This is a genomic window from Solwaraspora sp. WMMD791 (assembly GCF_029581195.1).
Lineage (GTDB): Bacteria > Actinomycetota > Actinomycetes > Mycobacteriales > Micromonosporaceae > Micromonospora_E.
Map to the genome: position 1 here is coordinate 49,934 of NZ_CP120737.1, position 17,157 is coordinate 67,090.

General features: G+C 65.6%; 9 protein-coding genes and 1 pseudogene. 4 read left to right on the top strand and 6 right to left on the bottom strand.

Annotated features, from left to right (window positions below; translation table 11 throughout):
* The first annotated feature begins 1,314 nt into the window (after window positions 1-1,314).
* Window positions 1,315-2,361: an ImmA/IrrE family metallo-endopeptidase gene (locus tag O7623_RS00285; protein ID WP_282226551.1), complete on the top strand. Its 1,047-nt coding sequence runs from the start codon at window positions 1,315-1,317 to the stop codon at window positions 2,359-2,361.
* A gap of 114 nt (window positions 2,362-2,475) precedes the next feature.
* A complete protein-coding gene (locus O7623_RS00290) occupies window positions 2,476-2,730 on the top strand; it encodes a hypothetical protein (protein WP_282226552.1) in 255 nt (84 codons plus the stop codon).
* 184 nt (window positions 2,731-2,914) lie between these two features.
* On the opposite strand, the gene istB is transcribed toward O7623_RS00290, so the two are convergent.
* The 5 genes from istB to O7623_RS00315 form a co-directional block, all read right to left on the bottom strand.
* Window positions 2,915-3,709, bottom strand: coding sequence for an IS21-like element helper ATPase IstB (gene istB / locus O7623_RS00295; RefSeq protein ID WP_282224672.1), 795 nt, complete (start codon window positions 3,707-3,709; stop codon window positions 2,915-2,917).
* Window positions 3,709-4,938: an IS21 family transposase gene (gene istA / locus O7623_RS00300; RefSeq protein WP_282224673.1), complete on the bottom strand. Its 1,230-nt coding sequence runs from the start codon at window positions 4,936-4,938 to the stop codon at window positions 3,709-3,711. Before istA ends, istB begins: the two co-directional genes overlap by 1 nt.
* Before the next feature lie 389 nt (window positions 4,939-5,327).
* Window positions 5,328-6,935: a PD-(D/E)XK nuclease family protein gene (locus tag O7623_RS00305; RefSeq protein ID WP_282226553.1), complete on the bottom strand. Its 1,608-nt coding sequence runs from the start codon at window positions 6,933-6,935 to the stop codon at window positions 5,328-5,330.
* Window positions 6,936-7,300: 365 nt separating this feature from the next.
* Entirely contained in the window at window positions 7,301-8,224 is a 924-nt protein-coding gene (locus O7623_RS00310; RefSeq protein WP_282226554.1) for a hypothetical protein, read from the bottom strand.
* Window positions 8,225-9,706: 1,482 nt separating this feature from the next.
* Window positions 9,707-11,278, bottom strand: coding sequence for an ISL3 family transposase (locus O7623_RS00315; RefSeq protein WP_282226555.1), 1,572 nt, complete (start codon window positions 11,276-11,278; stop codon window positions 9,707-9,709).
* A gap of 212 nt (window positions 11,279-11,490) precedes the next feature.
* Here O7623_RS00315 and O7623_RS00320 point away from each other — a divergent pair.
* Window positions 11,491-12,804 (top strand): annotated as a pseudogene (locus O7623_RS00320) (ISL3 family transposase); the annotation flags it as partial.
* 61 nt (window positions 12,805-12,865) lie between these two features.
* Here the strand turns inward: O7623_RS00320 and O7623_RS00325 are convergent.
* On the bottom strand, window positions 12,866-13,732 hold the full coding sequence (locus tag O7623_RS00325; RefSeq protein WP_282226556.1) for a ricin-type beta-trefoil lectin domain protein: 867 nt from the start codon (window positions 13,730-13,732) through the stop codon (window positions 12,866-12,868).
* 492 nt (window positions 13,733-14,224) lie between these two features.
* On the opposite strand from O7623_RS00325, the gene O7623_RS00330 reads away from it, so the two are divergent.
* The gene (locus O7623_RS00330; RefSeq protein WP_282226557.1) at window positions 14,225-17,059 is read left to right on the top strand and encodes an AAA family ATPase; all 2,835 of its coding nucleotides are present in this window, start codon (window positions 14,225-14,227) and stop codon (window positions 17,057-17,059) included.
* Window positions 17,060-17,157 lie beyond the last annotated feature (98 nt).

A 17,157-nucleotide genomic window follows, 5' to 3' on the forward strand; every position in this document is an offset into this window, starting at 1 on the left:
TCGAGTACCTTGATCGCAGGGACGCTGAAGAGCGAGCGACCCAACGCGTGCGCCAGGTCCTCAACCGGGAGGCGCCGGCACGCCGAAAAAACGCCGTGGTTGACTGCTCCACCTTCGAGCCGAAGGCCTTGGCGCAGCTTGCTTCTGCGGAGAGCCTCGACAGGACCATCCGGAACTGCCTGACTGTCGGACCAGGCGACAGTGACCTTGCTGCGGACCTCTACGGGGACCTCCGTTCGCAGGTGGTGTGTGCAACTGAACGGTGGCGCGGCCTGCACATGTCGGTGGTGCTTAGCCCATGGAAGGGTGGACCTGTATCGGGCAAGGGGGCGATGTTGGTTGCTTCCGCGAGGTACGAGTATCGGGTGGTGTCGACGTCTGCTGCCATGCGCTTCGTGAGCGTGTCTGATGACGCCGTCCATCGACGGCTCCTGCACGACGCAACCCTCGCAAAAGCCTGGCACTTCCGGCCTGTCGGCTGCCTCAATGGCTCATCACCTGAGGCCTTCCAGCTTGTTCAACTGATCGTAGATGGCTGTGCGCCCCCTGTGTGGCGCTTGGCATCGGGAAGTGCGCAGAGTTACATGGCAGGCCCTGGAGGTGGCCTAATTTCCGAGAGACCCTTGAGCAAGATCACCGACACTTACCAGTCGGTGGGGCAACGAAGCGGACACTTGTTTCAAGTAGACATTGTGCAGGCCAAACGTGGTGTAGCCGTTAGTTTCTGGTACGGAGGACGCGGCTTCCCGACGCGTGACGTCTTGGATTGCATTGCCAGTGGCAGGCAGCGGTGCAGCGCAGCCGGCGTAGCCTGGCCTCACCCTCGGTCACCGTGAGTTTTCACGGATGGGCTTCACCCAAGTCGGGCGTAGCTTTCGCCTGGATGCTCGATGGGGACATGGTCGAACCTCGACCTGCGGTTGTCCGGGAGGATGCGGCTTGAACCTGGTAGTTCATCGATCCGTTACAAGGAGTGCGGACTCTGGGTGCATACGTGAAGGTCTGTTTGGGTATTGTGCAGATGCACATGCAGCCTCCGCTCTGGCGGGACCGGAGGTGCCTTGTGCTTGCGGAGGGTGATTTTGTCGTACCGGCAGAGTATCGTTACCGTCACCAAGCCGTAGTAGGCCGACTACCAGAAGTGATGGCTGGGGCGCAGTGGTAGGGATGGGTCAGGTCGAGAGGTTGCCGGAGTGGTCTAGGCGCTTGCGTGAAGCGCTTACCGCGGGCTGCCCACGGCCAGTCGAAGATCTATACGAGCAGCTCGGGCTGCCTGCGGACGGTGGCTGGCTAGCTGATGCACTGGAGGGACGCGTGGCCCCTCGCCGCCACCAGCTGGCGGAGTTGTCGGTCTGTAGCGGTGTCTCTCTTGCTGTGCTCGTGGGTGATGTGCCGGTGAATAACGTAGCCAGGGTTCTCCGCTCCAGCGCGAGTGTGCTGGAGGAGGATATCCAAGCGGCCTGCCGCCGGGCCGAGGACGCGCTTGAAGACTTGAAGCTCTTGCTGGCTTGGTATCCGCAGGAAGCGATTCGTACAAGCGAGGCCGCAGACTATGCACGTCGTGCTGTCGCGACCGGTTCGTTCGCCAAAGGCGTGGCTGCTCAAACTGCTGAGCGGCTACGTGATCTGCTTGACCTGGATGACGAAGAGCCCGTTGGCGATATTGCCGAGCTTATCGAAAATCTCGGTGCAGCTGTCATATTCGAGCCTCTGCCTGAACCTATTCAAGGCGTAACCGTGCGAGATCTATCGCAGGATTCTTGGCAGGCTGTTGTGCTGGTGAACAGTACTACCTGGTGGGGTCGGCAGCGGTATACCTTAGCTCATGAGCTATGCCATATTCTCTATCGAGACAGCCATGGTGTCTTCGTGAATCGCAAGGACGATGAGGATATGGATGATGCTGAGATCAGGGCTGAGTCGTTTGCTCGACACTTTCTTGCTCCGGATTTGGCCGTTCGGGAATTCTGGTCGGAGCATGCGCCAAGAGGGGTTTACGACACGTACGGCGTTGCTCTCGCAAAGTTCATGATGCATTTCGGACTTAGTCGTCGCGCTAGCGTGCGCACTCTAGTCGAGGTTGCGGATGTTCCCGAAGAAGCCATGGGGCCGTATACGAGAACGGGCGCTCGAATTGAGACTATAATGCGCGAGGCGGGGCTTGAGGAGCAGTGGAACCGGGAGTGCGCGACGCAGCATGCCCGTGGTGCCTCGAACTGGTGTCTCTCGATGGCCCTCGACGCCTACCGGCAGAGTCTGGTTGGAGTTCCGACTGTTGCGAGAGTGCTTGGTCGTTCAACGGAGCTGGTAGAGGTCGAGCGCGAGCTGTGTGAGCAGGGCTATCGGCCTACACCACGGTGATCCTCTGCGTGCGGCGGAGGGCTAGAGTCTCCTGGCCAGGTCGTCGCAGGTGAGGCAGGAGCCGCCGGAAGCGAGACAGCTCAGCGCTCCGATCGCGCCGGGATTGATCCCGGAGTGCTGCAGTACCTCCTGGAGGAGACTGCTGGCTCGATTCGTGTCGAGTCTGCCAGCGCAAACGAGTTCTTGGAGAATGCTTCCAAAATGGAGCGTCGCGATCCTGTGTTCTGCCGCAACCCTGCTTGCATCGGTGTCGTTCGTCAGGAAGATGACCTTCTCGCCATCTTTGACAAGGGCGACGCAGCGGGCAATCGACTCGGCTTCGCCTGTATGCCGGTTTCCACCGACAGCTTTTCCGGCAGCCTCGGCTAGCGATTGCAGGCGCCGATGGACGTCATCGAAGATCTTGGCGTCGTACTGCTCGCTATCGTCCACGAGGCTGGGCCGCAGACCGATGACGCGAACCGCCTCCGACGCGGCAGACTGCTGTCAACGCCGCCCCAATCGTGACCACCGTGGTCCGGCTGAAACTGGACCACCCCGGTTTGGTTGATCTTCAGTCGTTGGTCTTGGTCGCTGCCGGGACGCGGCCGAGGTCGCGGTCCTTGAGCCGGTAGCTGTCGCCCTTCATCGAGATGACCTCGGCGTGGTGAACAAGCCGGTCGATCATGGCCGCGGCGACGACGTCATCACCGAAGACCTCTCCCCACCGGCCGAAGGGCTTGTTACTGGTGACAATCAGCGAGGCACGTTCGTAGCGGTTCGAAACCAACTGGAAGAACAGGTTCGCCGCTTCGGCTTCGAAGGGGATGTAGCCGACCTCGTCGACGATCACCAGCGGGATCCGGCCGAGTTTGACGAGCTCGTCCTGCAGCCGGCCGGCGTGGTGGGCGTCAGCGAGACGGGACACCCACTGAGCGGCGGTGGCGAACGCGACCCGGTGTCCGGCCTGGCAGGCCCGGATACCGAGACCGATGGACAGGTGGGTCTTGCCGGTGCCGGGCGGCCCCAGGAACACGACGTTCTCCTTCGACGCCACGAAGTCCAGAGTGCCCAGGTGGGCGATCGTCTCCCGCTTCAACGACCGCTGGTGTTCGAAGTCGAACTCCTCCAGGCTCTTGCGTGCCGGGAACCTCGCCGCCCGGATACGTCCCTCACCGCCGTGGGCCTCCCGGGCCGCCACTTCGCGTTGCAGACAGGCGGCGAGGAACTCCTCGTGCGTCCACGACTCCGCCCGGGCCCGCTCCGCGAGCCGGTCCACCGACGCCGCCAACGAGGGCGCCTTCAACGCACGGGTGAGGAAAGCGATCTCGGAGGAGACGTTGCGGTTGCCGGTCGTTCTGGAGGCCATCACGCGGCCGCCTCGGCATCGACACCGAACATGCGGTCGTAGTCGGCCAACCTGCGGTGCTCCACCTCGGCCGTGACCGCCGGTGCCGGCGCCTGCCGCGCGGCGGTCCGCAGATCGGCGGCGGCCTGACGGTGAGCCGGGTCGGTGATGCTCTGATGCCGCGCCCAGCACCGGTCGTGCCGGGCGACGAGACGGCCCTCGCAGAGCACCTGCACCCGGTCGGCGTCAGCGACCACGTCGACCCGGCGGCCCACCACCATCGGGTGCACCGAGTAGTCGTTGCCGTCCAGCCGGACGTAGTGGTCGCGGGGCAGACGGGTGCTCCGCCGCCAGCCGACCACCGGCGCGACCGGCGGCAGCGTCAGCATCGCCGCTCGGTCGGCCTCCCACCGGTCCACCGGCCGGCAGCCCAGCACCCGGTGCCGACGCTGGTTCGCCCGTACCAGCCATTCGGCAAGCTGGGCGTTGAAGTCCCGGGGCGAGCTGAACCGGCGCCCGGGCAGGAACGACGTCTCCAGATAGCCGTTCGCCCGCTCCACCAGGCCTTTGGCTTCCGGGTCCGCCGGCCGGCACTGGAGCACGCGGATCCCGAGAGTGCCACGGAAGCCGTTCATCGCCTCGGTCAACTGCGGCCTGCCGGCACGCCACTGGCCGACCGCGGACTCGTTGTCCCATACCAACGTCCTGGGCACCCGACCCCACCCGGAGATCAACGTCCAGTGTCCGACCAGCAGATCCGCCGACTGCCGGGACGGGATCATCACCGCCGTCAGCCACCGCGAGTACCCGGACACCATCACCATCACCGGCGGCCGTCCGACCTGACCGAACCCCAGGGGCACGTCCGCCGGCGGGAACCACAGATCACACTGCGCCAGCTCACCCGGCAGGTACTCGGTGCGCTGCGCCGGGTCAGGCCGGCGGAACAACGGCCGCAGCCGCTGCACCCGGTCACAGAACACCGTCTTCCCACGGGTCCACCCGACCCGTTCCATGATCACCGTCGAGGGCATGTCCGGGAACTCCGCCAACAACGCCCTGATCTGCGGCTCGACCGCGTCCACGATCGAGCCCTTCGCAGCCCGTCGGTACCGCGGCGGCTCATCACTGGCCAACGCCTTCTTCACGGTGTTGCGAGACATCCTCAACCGCCGTGCGATGGCCTGAATCGCCATACCCTCCGACCGCCGCAGCCGCCGGATCTCCGCCCAGTCCTCCACGCTCAGCACCTCCCGATGCTTCAGGAGGTGGTCCCGATTCAGCCGGAACCACGTGGTCAGTTTTCACGCGGAGCTGACAACTGCATCCAGCCACTGTTCTCGGCCCGAGGCTTGGTGCGGTAGCGGATCTCGTCCAGTACGGCGCTGGTGATCTGGACACGACCCGCGTAGTAACCGAAAAGTATGAACGATAGCCACTGCCGAGCAGCTGCGCAGAGCATGACACCAGTGTCGAGATACAGGGTAGTGTCCGGCGACCCTCGGCGGGGGAGGACCTGACTGAAGGCAGGCCGAGGGCGTTCCGGCATGGTCTCTGCCGGAGGTAGCCGCGTCTGCCTTTGTGGCATCATGCGCGGGGATGGCTTGCCCGGCCCTGACGTCACCCTGTCTGTCCTTCCCTACAGGAAGCTTGATCCGGCGGTCACAGCTGCGGGAGTCCGGTTCGCCCACGCATCCGCAGAGGCGCACCACCGTCGGACGCCACAACTGCTACAACCCGGGTTTGGTTGAGGACTCCAATCGTTGTCGGCGAGCCACCGGTGACCGAGTCGCCTGATGCGACCTCGAGCCATCTTCATCAGGGGTAGGTCATCCGTCGAGTAGTGGTGCACGACGCTGCCCTCGGGTGAAAGCAGCTCAAGCTCGACCTCGCCTCGGACCGCGCCGAAGCACTTGGCCATGCCCGCCTCAAGTGCCCGTAGTCCCCATGCCACGGCGAGGTAGCGGGTGAAGAGTTCATCCTTGTCGCCCAGAGGCAGCGCATGAACTGTCTTGACCTCGCGGAGGACAAAGCTGTCGCCAACACGCCACGCGGCGTCGACCTTCGTGGCGATCACCAGGTCGGCTGCCGGGTCGAAGCCATACAGTGTCTGCTCGGTCATGAACTCGTCGATCCGGCCTGCCTGCAGCGGGCATCCGCCCAGGTGCTGCAGGAGGTACGGATAGGCAAGTCGATACTCGTCGGGATCGAGGACGTCGGTACCGAAGTGCGCGGTGTCCGATCCTGGTACGGGGAGATCGGAGGGCGAGCATCGATGACCGCGACGGTGCGCAGCGGCCAGCCAGCGGTGGACGGACACGCCGCGAACCCGGTACTCGCTGTGCTCCTGCGAGCTGGGGAGGTGCAGGTCGCGTTCCATGTACCACTGGGACGGGCACCGGTCGTACACCTCAAGGTCAGATGCTGACAGCGACCCCGTCCAATCTCTCCGCTGTTTTGCTGCCAGGAAGCCAGGCAGGGACATTAGTTTGCCACAGGCACCCCCGATTCTGCACTGGGCACAGCCGTGTCCCGGCACGGCCTCGGTGCCCATAGCGGCGGCTTTCGCGGCACTCCTCCCGTGTAGTTCATACAGCTCGTCAGCGTGTTCAGGAGTGATGCCCGGTAGAACGTGGTGTTCAATCCCGTCAATCAGGCCGATCTCGCTGACCCAGATCCTCTGTACGCTGTTCTCGGTACCGGTATGTGCGGCAATATGCGCTGCGATGTATGCCCATGCGGTTGTGGGAGTCTGAGCTGAGCCCAGCCTAAATCTACGTATCTCGATGACGCCGCCCGGGGCCTCGTATGCTGGTCCCCAGACCGTGAGGGTTGCTGTGTCGGCCTTCCTGAGGCTGCTCGTTGGGCCAAGGAATCGAAGTTGTCCAAGCTGCTCCACCCGCGCCTCGTGGTACTGGTAGTACAGGTCGAGGGCGTGATCGAGGAACCGCCGCGCGCCGTCGTGCCACGCGGTGAAGGCGAGGCGTCCAAGTTGGACAGCCTCGTCCCGTGCGATCCCTGCTGCGAGATGCCGTTCAACCTGTTTGATGGCGTTCATCAGGGTGCCGAGCAGCATGGGCTGCCGTCGGAGGTGCCATCCGCCGGTATCCGGATAGGTCTCTGGCCTCGCCTTCAGCGCGAGGCTGAGCGAGCAGGAGTTGCCGCGGGTGGCGTTTTCGCCGTCGGTTGCGCTGACGCGGTACGTCGGCTCGCTCCGTCTCAGTGGAATGCCCGGATTCCAGGTCACATCATCCTGCCTTGCGTGTGGTTGCTCACAGGTAACCGAATTACCCAACAGGCTATTCCGTCCAGCGGCGTTCCCTGCTGATGGAACCGGGGTTGTGGACGCTCGCAGATATGTTCCAGCGTCCAACAATTCTGATCCTCGGGTGGAACTCTCGAGGCTCATTCACGAATAGCTTTGTGCTGCCGGTGCGTGGAGTCAAGCACCGCACGTCTTCGGCGTGTCGCTCTTGTCGGAGCGGCCCTCGAGGGTGCCCGAACTAGAACAAGTGTTCGATCTAGTGGTGCTCGGTGTCCTATCGGCTCATCGTCGGGGCGTCCCTGGTACCGGTGCGGTCGGCACTCGCCCCAAGGCGCTCCGGAGTGAACCTACTCGATCGGCAGCGAGGGTCCGCTCACTGCGACGAGTATCAGCAGGATCACAGTGATGAGCAGGATGGCCATGACCACGCTCTGGCTCATTGACAGGTGACTCCAGGTTCGTAGCTCCTGCCGGATGCGCTGTCGAAGTGGGGTTCGCGGCCGGCCCGCTTCCGCTTCGCGCCACTCTCCATCGACGAGTACCCAGTCGCGTAGATGGAACGCCGATGGCTTCGGAGACCCTGGACTGCGGTCGATGAGTTGATCATCGGCTTGTTCGAGCGTCACCTGGTCCGGGCGGGCGGTCTGAGAGCCGCTGGGGCGCTCCCCGGACTTGCCATCCTTGAGCCTCTGCCAGACACGGAGCCAAACTTCTTGCTCCGGACCTGGCAGGTCAGCGGCGATGAGGAAGCTCTCGACTAGCTTGCGGCTGGGTAGGCTCGTTCGCTGCAGGGCAGCGCACAGCGTCGATGGAGCTACGCGCTTGGGGAGATGCTCCGTCCGCTGGGCGACCTCCCGGAAGGAGAGGCCTGACCACTCGCGAAGCTTCTTCAGCGCGTCCACATACTCATCCGGAGTAGAGGCTTCAGCCGGATCAGGGGCAGGCAGGTCTTGGCTACGAGGCATCTGGCGCTGGTTCGCCCCCCGGCCTGCTTCGGCGCCGGCGAGGGTATTCCTGCGAGCGATCCACTCGTCTGGGTCACCACCACAGGCCGTCACGAAGGCTTTCAGGAGGTTGGGTGATGGGAGGTTGTGGCCCTGGTCGGCGCCCCAGACTGCGCTCTTTGAGTAGTAACTGCTGAGGGCGATAGCGCCGTAGCTGAGCTTGGCCTCTTGACGCAGCTTGCGGAGGTCGTACCCAAACTGGGCGATCGCGCTAGTCTCCGGGCTGGCCGGATGCTGTTCTTGATTTTTCATTGTAGTTGCCGCCATACGCAGGGTGACCCTCTGTCGCCCTGGCGCAGCGGAGTCAGTCCTCCCGTGTCCGACGGCCGGGCTGACTGGTGGCACCGCCCTGTCGGTGAGCCATGCGTCGGCGCTCCAGAGCGAGACGTGCCGGCGCGCGAAGCGTCACGGAGAGGTTCTGAAGCGGGGAGGCGAGATGACCGTTGGTCCCGGTCATCCGGTTGGGAACCGCAGTGCCGGAGCCCGCCAACTCCTGCCACCGACGGTACGGGTTGCGCTGTACAGGCGACAACGCTGTCTCCTTCGGATGTAGTGGAGGGCTGAGGGATGCACGCTCCGTAGTACTCCGCCCTGCGGTGGTTGGTCCTCCGCTGCAGGGTGAAGTGGTGCCCCGGTAGATAGAAATAGCAACGTGAGGACTGGTCGGGTAGGTGTTCACCGTTCGTAAACAGTTGTACGAGCCGTAAATGACAGTTTTGTCCGTTATGACCTGCCTGTGTTGTAGGTCCGTAACCATCGCTGCGGAACGCTCCGGGTGAACGCCGTGTCGTTCAGGCCGGTGTTCCGAACGCCCACTTCGAACCGGTTGACTACTTCCGCCGGGCGGAACCTTGACTTGAGAATTGCAGCGCGCTCAGGTGCGCCGTTCGTTGCATGCACAGGCGGCATGTTCCGGTCGGCCTCCTGTCCAGCAAGTGGAGGTAGATGAGCGCGGTGGGCAGCTGTTGGTCCCAGCTGCCCGTGCGGAGCGTGACGGATGCTTCCGGGGAGGGCAGTCCGTCGAAGACGTTCCGGCAGTCTACGGTCGGGAAACCACCCCCCGCTCGACCGCAGTCGCTGTCCGCACCCCATTCCTCGGTCGCCGTGCCTGGGTCGACGTCGGGTGGAAGCCCAGGCCCGGCGGCGACCCCCGGATCGCCTCGTTGGCGGCCCACTTCCGGCCACGCACCTCACCCCCAGGGTGGTCCGGTAGAGACAATCGATCAATCGGCCATTGATCAAGTGCAGTGTTCCGGACTGTACTGCCTGGTCAACCGACCGCACCAGTCACGAATGACCCTCTCGTTCGCTGGTGCCCTACCTGGACCTTTCCGTCCGAATAGGCGCTGGGCGGTTGCGTGGAACTTCCATGCGGATCAGGGCGCGAGTCCGTCCTCTGAGTGCTTGACGACACGGTGGCGGCTCAGGCGCTATGCACCGCAACTCGATGCTTGGTTGTAGCCGTGGCCCGCACGAGGGTGTAAGCAGCATCCGTGAGCAGCAGTGGCGGTCGCGGATGGAACCTCGGAGTGAGGCAACGCCGGCTGGTATGTGCGAACCTGATCATGTCCGAGCCCTGGGCAGACGGTCACCTCGTTCGGCCGCTCGCCGGTTCGCCCCGAACCAGGCACGGGGTAGGCCAGCGGCCATCCGCATCTACCGCGTCCAGCCACCACCAAGATCAACCTATGTCAACGGCGGACTGGGACTGGCTCTGGCGCACATTTTGTGATTGCTCCTGGCCGTCGCTCAGACTGCTGCGAGGACGCGTTTGCGGAGGAGGTCGAGGTTCGCGCGGCCGTACATCTGCCGTTTGATCGTCTTGATCCGGTTGACCTGGCCTTCGACTGGGCCTGAGCTCCAGGGCTGGGTGAGGCCGGCGACGACGGCGTCGCGGTCGCTGACCAGGCCAGCGGCGAAGCCGCGGAGTTCGGGGTATCCGCAGTTCCGGGCGCGGTCGATCCAGGTGTCGAGGTGGTGTCCGGTGCCCTGGTGGCGGACCAGTGCGGCGAACCCTCGGGCGAGGTCGGCGATGGTGTCGAGGTCCGGGCAGCGGCTGCGGGCGTCGGCGAGATCAGCGCGGTCGTCGTCGGTGAGTTTGTGGCCGGGTCGCATGATCCAGCCGGTGATCCGCCGGGCTGACGGCACCCGGACGGTCACGGGGGTGGGTCGGGTGCGATTCGTGGCGAGCCAGTCCCGTAGTACGCGCAGGCTGCCCTGGTAGCCGCGGGCCAGGATCTCGGCGTGCAGGTCGGCTGTCTGGTGGACGCCGTCGGTGAGTCGTTGCCGCAGGTAGGGGTGGAACGGGGCGAGGACGCTGGGTCGGCTGCTGGTGTTCGGGCCGATCAACGCCTCAGCGGTGGCGGCGCGGGCGTACCTGCGGGCGGTCCTGACGTTCATGTCGAGCCGGCGGGCTGTCGCTTTGATCGAGAGTCCTTCGGCTCGTAGGGCGTGTACGGCGGCGTGGCGGTGGCGGGTGTTGTCCGCCCGGCGTCCCGTCTTGGCCGGCTCGCCCAGGGCGGCAGGTGCGGCCAGGGCAGGTGTCGGGTCGGTGTGTGTCTGCAGGCACCGGCGGTGTCCACGGACGACCTTCTCGACGGTGTCGCTGAGGTTTTTGAGCAGGTGCCAGCGGTCGGCGATCTGGATCGCGTCCGGCGCACCCTTGCGGGCGCCCTCGGCGTAGCTGCCCCCACGATCCCGGCAGATGGCCTGGACTCCGGGGTGCTCGCGCAGCCAGTCGGCGAGGATGTCGGCGGTGCGGTCGGGCAGCACGTCGATCGGTCGGCGAGTGTGCATGTCGAGCAGCACGGTGGCGTAGCGGTGTCCACGACGGCGGGCGAAGTCGTCCACGCCCAGCACCGTCGGGGTGACCAGTTGCGGGTCGGGCATCCGCCGGATCATCCGGATCAACGTCGTACGGGACACGGACACCGTCAACCGCTGCGCCAGTCGGCTGCCCGGCCGGCCACCCAACGCCACGGCGACCGCTTCCAGGTCGCCTGCCGCCTCGACGGTGTGCCGGGCGTACCGTCGGGTCAACCCGGGCACCTGCTCGACGAACGTCCGCCGCCGACACCCGGCGTTCATGCAGGCGAACCGGCGGACCGTCAACGCGACCAGCACCTCGTGGCCGCCGAGTCTGACATCAGCCAACCGCCGCAGGTAGCGACCGTGCACTGTGGTCGACCATGTGCCGCAGGCTCCACACGCCGCCCGTACCGTTCGCGTCGCCGCGTTGATCCTGACTCCGGCGGCCCGGACCACCACCGCCTCCAACCGCAGACCAGCCAGATGCGGGAGCAACGCCGCAATGATCTCCACCCGGGCACCCAACCCGACCTACCAGCGAGCACGACTCACAAAATGTGCGCCAGAGCCAGTCTCAGCGCGTCGTCGACAACCTAAGCTGCGTGGCATTGAGGCCAGCATCGCCCGGGATCGAACATGACTTCGCGGTGGTTGCGCCTGCCGATTGCCGGCAAGGAGCGGTGGCCTTGTCGCATCGGCCCGCCACTGTGACGAGCATGGCGGCTGTTCGGGTGCGACGCCTGGTATGCCCCACCCACGGCTGCCGACAGACCTTCCGCGAGCAGACCCCCGGAATCCTGGCACGCTACCAACGACGCACCAACCGGCTGTCCCAGCACGTCAAGGCCGTCGTCACCGAACTGGCGGGCCGAGCAGGGGCACGACTACTCGCGGCCCTCACCATGGGGCTGTCCCGCCACACGGCCCTGTGGACCCTGCTGCGCATCCCGCTACCCACCGCACGCACGCCCCGGGTGATCGGCGTCGACGACTTCGCCCTCCGCCGCAGGCACCGCTACGCCACCGTCATCATCGACGCCGAGACACACGACCGCATCGACGTACTGCCCGACCGCGCCGCCGACACCCTGGAAGCCTGGCTGCGCGAGCACCCCGGGATCGAGGTCGTGTGCCGTGACGGCTCCGCCACCTACGCCCAGGCCATCCGCCGCGCCCTGCCCGACGCGGTGCAGGTCACGGACAGGTGGCACCTGTGGCACAACCTGTGCGAAGCCGCCCTCAGCGAGGTGAAGGCGCACAGCACCTGCTGGGCCGCCGTGCTGGACGCACCGGTGTACGACGGGCCCCGCGCGCAGACGACCCTGCACCGCTGGCACCAGGTCCACCACCTGCTCGACCAGGGCGTGGGCCTGCTGGAATGCGCCCGCCGCCTCCAACTGGCGCTCAACACCGTCAAACGCTACGCCCGAGCCGACCGACCCGAACGGATCCTCCGCGTCCCCAAGTACCGGCCCAGCCTCGTCGACCCCTACCGGGAGCACCTGCGTACCCGCCGGGCCGAGGACCCCGCCGTCCCCGTTGCGCACCTGTGCGACCAGATCAAGGCCCTCGGCTTCACCGGCTGCCTGAACCTGCTGCACAAGTACATCAACCAGGGCCGCGCGGACGCCGACCGCAGTCACATCTCCCCACGCCGGCTCGCCCGGATGATCCTGACTCGACCCGCCACCCTCACACCCGACCACCGCGACCTGCTGGCACGGCTGACCGCGGCCTGCCCCGAGATGACCGAACTCGCCGCCACGGTCGGGCGCTTCGCCGCACTCCTGACCCCTCACGCAGGAAACACCGACCGGCTCTCCCGCTGGATCGACCAGCTCCGCACCGTCGACCTGCCGCATCTGCACTCCTTCACCCGGGGCCTGGACCGCGACCGCGACGCCGTGAACGCCGCGCTCACACTGCCGTACAGCAACGGCCCCACCGAAGGCGTCAACACCAAGACCAAACGCATCGCACGCCAGATGCACGGACGAGCAGGCTTCACCCTGCTCCGCCACCGCATCCTCCTCGGATAGCGAACACGTTCCGTCACCACCGGATGTAAGCCAGGGCCGTTGTTCTTACAGACCCGTGACCTCAGACTGAGGTCCACGCCTGGTAAAGGCTGCCGTTACAGTCCATCACGCGGACGCCCTGCGAGATGCTGCCATCGAGGCAGCGGCCACTTTGCACGTGGCGGACGGGAGAGTTGGTGGATCCCCTGTCCCAGCGCTGGTAGACGCTCCCATTGCAAGTGATCACCCGGAGTCCCTGCGAGACGCTGTAGTCAAGGCACCGTCGGGTCTGCTCGTGCTGTAGCTCCAAGGTGATCCCCCATCCCTGGTACGTGCTCCCATTGCATGTATTGAGGCGGAGTCCTTGTGAGGCGCTGTAGTCCAGGCACCGCCCGCTTTGTGAATGGATCTTGGGGACGAAGACGGGTCCAAGACGCTTGGCCGCCGTCCACCCAGGAGACGCGGTGAGCGGGGTTACGGTCGTGACTTGCCACTGCTGGTACAAACTGCCGTTGCAGGTGATCAGTCGGATGCCCTGCGAGACGCTGCCGTCCAGGCATCGCCCGCTCTGGACGTGCCGGAGCTGCTGGCTGGTGATGCTCCAACGCTGGTAGGTGCTGCCGTTGCAGGTGATCAGTCGGATGCCTTGCGAGACGCTGCCGTCCAGGCATCGCCCGCTCTGGACGTGCCGGAGCTGCTGGCTGGTGATGCTCCAACGCTGGTAGGTGCTGCCACCGCTGCAGACGTTCAGTCGCACGCCTTGCGAGACGCTGCCGTCCAAGCACCGTCTGCTGCTTTGCGGTTGGCTGATGTACGAGAAGGGCGCGGCCTGCGCCTGCGGCGCAAGGTGGTCGCCTTGAGACGAGGCCCGTGCGGGTGTGTTACCGGCGACCAGTGCCGTGATGATCGACAGGGCCAAGATGCCCCAGCGGGTGAAAGTCTTTGACATGGATCCTCCTTGTTAATCATGGATTTTGTCTGAGGTCAACAGGATGCGGGCATACCCTGGCAGCGCCATCAACCTTGGTTGGGGCAGGCCGTATATGGTCCGCCGTCGTCCGACATTTCGGTGGTCATTTGAATGGCGAGCTCGGATGGTCACAAGCTAGAGACCTGTCTCACTCGGTGCCTTTGGCTCAGCGTCTATCGCTGATCAGGGCGCAGCTGGGGTCGGCAAAGGCTCGGAAGTGGTCGGCGTGGCTGGCCGCAGTATGCGAGTCGGTGACCAAGCCTGGGCCGGATGGTGGTTACGAGCCACCCGTACGACATCATGTGGGGTCGGCGTCCCGGTCGGTTAGCCTTCGGTGTCATGACCCCAGGATCTGTGCAGGTGCGCCGAGGTGGCATCACGGTACCCACCGAAGTGTTTGTCTACCATCGATGGTTTGTGGTCACCGGCCCGATCCGACGTGCGCAGATTCCCGGTTGGTCCGCCTGATCCATGATCCTTCTTGAACGTGATCACGAGCAGGTGCGAATTCGGGAGCTCGTCGCTGGTCTTGACTCAGGGATCGGGGCCACCGTGCTGGTCGAGGGTGCTCCTGGGATCGGCAAGTCGGCGCTACTGGTTAGTGTGTGTGAGGAGGCTCGGCGGCGGCAGGTCACGGTTCTCGCAGCGCGCTGCGGCGAACTTGAACGGGACATGCCGTTCGGCGTCGTACGACAGCTGTTCGAGCCGGCTCTGCGAACCGTCGCTGCGGCGGACCGGACGGACGTCCTCAGCGGTGCGGCCCAGCTCGCTGCTGTGGTGTTCGAGAACCGCTCAACTGCTTCCGACGCACCGGTCGGCGATGTCGTACACGCTCTCTACTGGTTGTGTTCGAATCTCGCGGAGCGGGGACCGCTGCTGCTGGCGGTCGACGATGTCCACTGGGCCGATGAGGCGTCGCTGAGGTTCCTCTCTCACCTGGCCAGACGCGTCTCGCACCTACCGGTGCTGCTGGTGCTCGCCACGCGCCCGGCTTGGCGGCAAGGCCGGTCACTGGCTGCCCAAGTGCTGAGCGGCATCCCATCGCACTTCCTGCCCCTGGCTCCGCTGAGCAGTAGAGCCGTTGGCGCGATGATCCGTGAGTCCCTGTCGCAGGACGCGGAGGAGGTCTTCTGCGAGGCGTGTACGTCGGCCAGCGGTGGCAACCCCTTCCTGGCCATCGAGGCGATCAAGACGCTTCGCGCGATCGGCATCGCTGCTCGGGCAAGCGACGTGCATCACCTGGAAGCCCTGCAGTCCGACTTCATCACGAGATCCGTACTTGAGCGCATCACCTCGGTGGGGCCCCGGGCTCTGCCGCTGGCCCGAGCAGTAGCGGTACTTGGTGGCTCGGCAACTCTGCATCGGGCCGCGACACTCTCCGGTGCCGCTAGTGGGATGGCAGACGCCTCGGAGCAGGCGGGTTCCGCCCAGGCCGCGATGATCATCGACCTACTTGTACGGGAAGGTGTCCTTGCCCCGGGGCTACCCCTCGGCTTCGTGCATCCGTTGGTCCGCACTGCGGTCTACACCGACATCAGCGGTCCGTTGCGCGCCCACCTCCACAGGGAGGCGGCCCTATTGCTGGCGGAGGAGGAATTGGCGCCCGAACATCTCGTGCCTCACCTCCTCGCGTGCGAACCCTTGCGCGACCCCTGGGTGTCCGCCGCCCTACATGCTGCGGCGCGGGCCGCCCTTGCTCGCGGTGCCATCGAGAGCGCCATCAAGTGCCTGGAACGGGCACTGGTTGAACCGCCCGAACCATCCGTCCATACCTCGATACTCGTCGACTTGATTCGGGCACTGGTTCGGTCGAACCGGCTCGACGCTGCCGCCGACCGGCTGCAATCGCTCCTGAACGCACCCGGCGTCACAAACGTCTCCGCCGAGACCGCAGTGGAAATCGGCACGCTGCTGGTGATCGCGGGGCGGCGCTACCACGGCGGCTACTTGCTGCGGTATGCGCAAAGCGCGGCGGGCGACAGCCCGGACATCGCCACCCGAGCCCTCGCAGCTGCCGCCTTCGGTGGTCTCACCGCCATGGATCCACCTCACATGTGGATCCAACAGCTGGAACAGGCGCTGCCCGACCTCTCAGGCAGGACAGACGCCGACCGGATGGTGTACGCGACACTCGCGTTCCTTGCTGCCGCGACCGGCGACCGCCCAGCAGACGAGGTCGTCCGCCTGGCATCTATCGCCGCGACCGGCCCCTTGCCGGCCAGGAGCTTCGGCATGCTCGCCAATCTGGCCGGGGCGGCGCTCGCCATCTCGGGAGACGGCCACCACGCGCTCCAGTTACTCAGCGAGGGGATCGACGCCGCCCGCCAGTTCGGGGACATCGCCACGTTCGGCTATCTCCTGGCCCTCCGGTCACATACCGCGATCGAAGTCGGGCAGCTCATGGAAGCCGAAGCTGACGGCCAGACAGCGGTCGAGATCTACCAGGAACGCCCCGAGGAGCTTCCACTCGCTGCTGCGGTACTCGTCGACGCGCTCGTCGCCCGTGGGGAGACAGCGGCTGCTCAGCAGCTACTCACCACCCTGGGCCTCGAAACGCACCTCCCGCTGAACTGGCTGATCTCCCACTTCTTCCACCTGGCCCGAGCCCGGCTCCGTCTCCAACAGCGCCGCCCGGCCGATGCGCTCGCCGACCTGACCATCTGCGGCGACGCACTCACCGCCGCCGGCTACACCAACCCGGCCTTCGCCAACTGGCGCTCCGAGATGGTTCAGGCGCACCTCGCCATTGGGAACACCGCCACGGCTCGTACCCTCGCCGCCGAGGAACTCGACCTCGCCCGGCGGTTCAAGGACCCATGCTCACTTGGCATCGCCCTACGCACGGCCGGAATGGTCGCGAAGGGCACTGAACGCGTCGCCCTACTCCACGAGGCCGTAAATACCCTCGAAAGCACCTCCGCGAGGCTCCACCACGCACATGCCCTAGTCGAGTACGGCGCTGCGTTACGCCGCGCCGGCGAACGCATCGCCGCCCAGGACCCGCTACGCCAAGCCCTCCACCATGCCAAGCGCTGCGGGGCGCAACCGCTGGCCAGCCGGGCGATCGAGGAACTGACAGCCGCAGGGGCCCGCCCCCGCCGCGCCACCCTGTCGGGATCCGACGCCTTGACCGCCCAGGAACTCCGCGTCGCCCGCCTAGCCGCGCAGGGCGCCACGAACAGAGACATCGCCCAGCAACTCTTCGTCACCCGGCGCACCATCGAAATCCACCTCACCAGCGCTTACCGCAAACTCAACATCACCTCTCGCCACCAACTCCCAGCCGCGCTCGCAACACCCAAGTGAGGCCTGACATTGGCGCGCAGGGCTTCCGAAGGAGGTGTTCATATCAGCACCGAAGCAGTAACGGGAAAAGCTCTGTGCTCCCGCCGGCCGAGGTGTTT

Bases quoted from the DNA above. Each gene is read 5' to 3' on its own strand.
- O7623_RS00310 (WP_282226554.1), bottom strand. From the start codon at position 8,224: ATGGCGGCAACTACAATGAAAAATCAAGAACAGCATCCGGCCAGCCCG.
- O7623_RS00330 (WP_282226557.1), top strand. From the start codon at position 14,225: ATGATCCTTCTTGAACGTGATCACGAGCAGGTGCGAATTCGGGAGCTC.
- O7623_RS00325 (WP_282226556.1), bottom strand. From the start codon at position 13,732: ATGTCAAAGACTTTCACCCGCTGGGGCATCTTGGCCCTGTCGATCATC.
- istB (WP_282224672.1), bottom strand. From the start codon at position 3,709: ATGGCCTCCAGAACGACCGGCAACCGCAACGTCTCCTCCGAGATCGCT.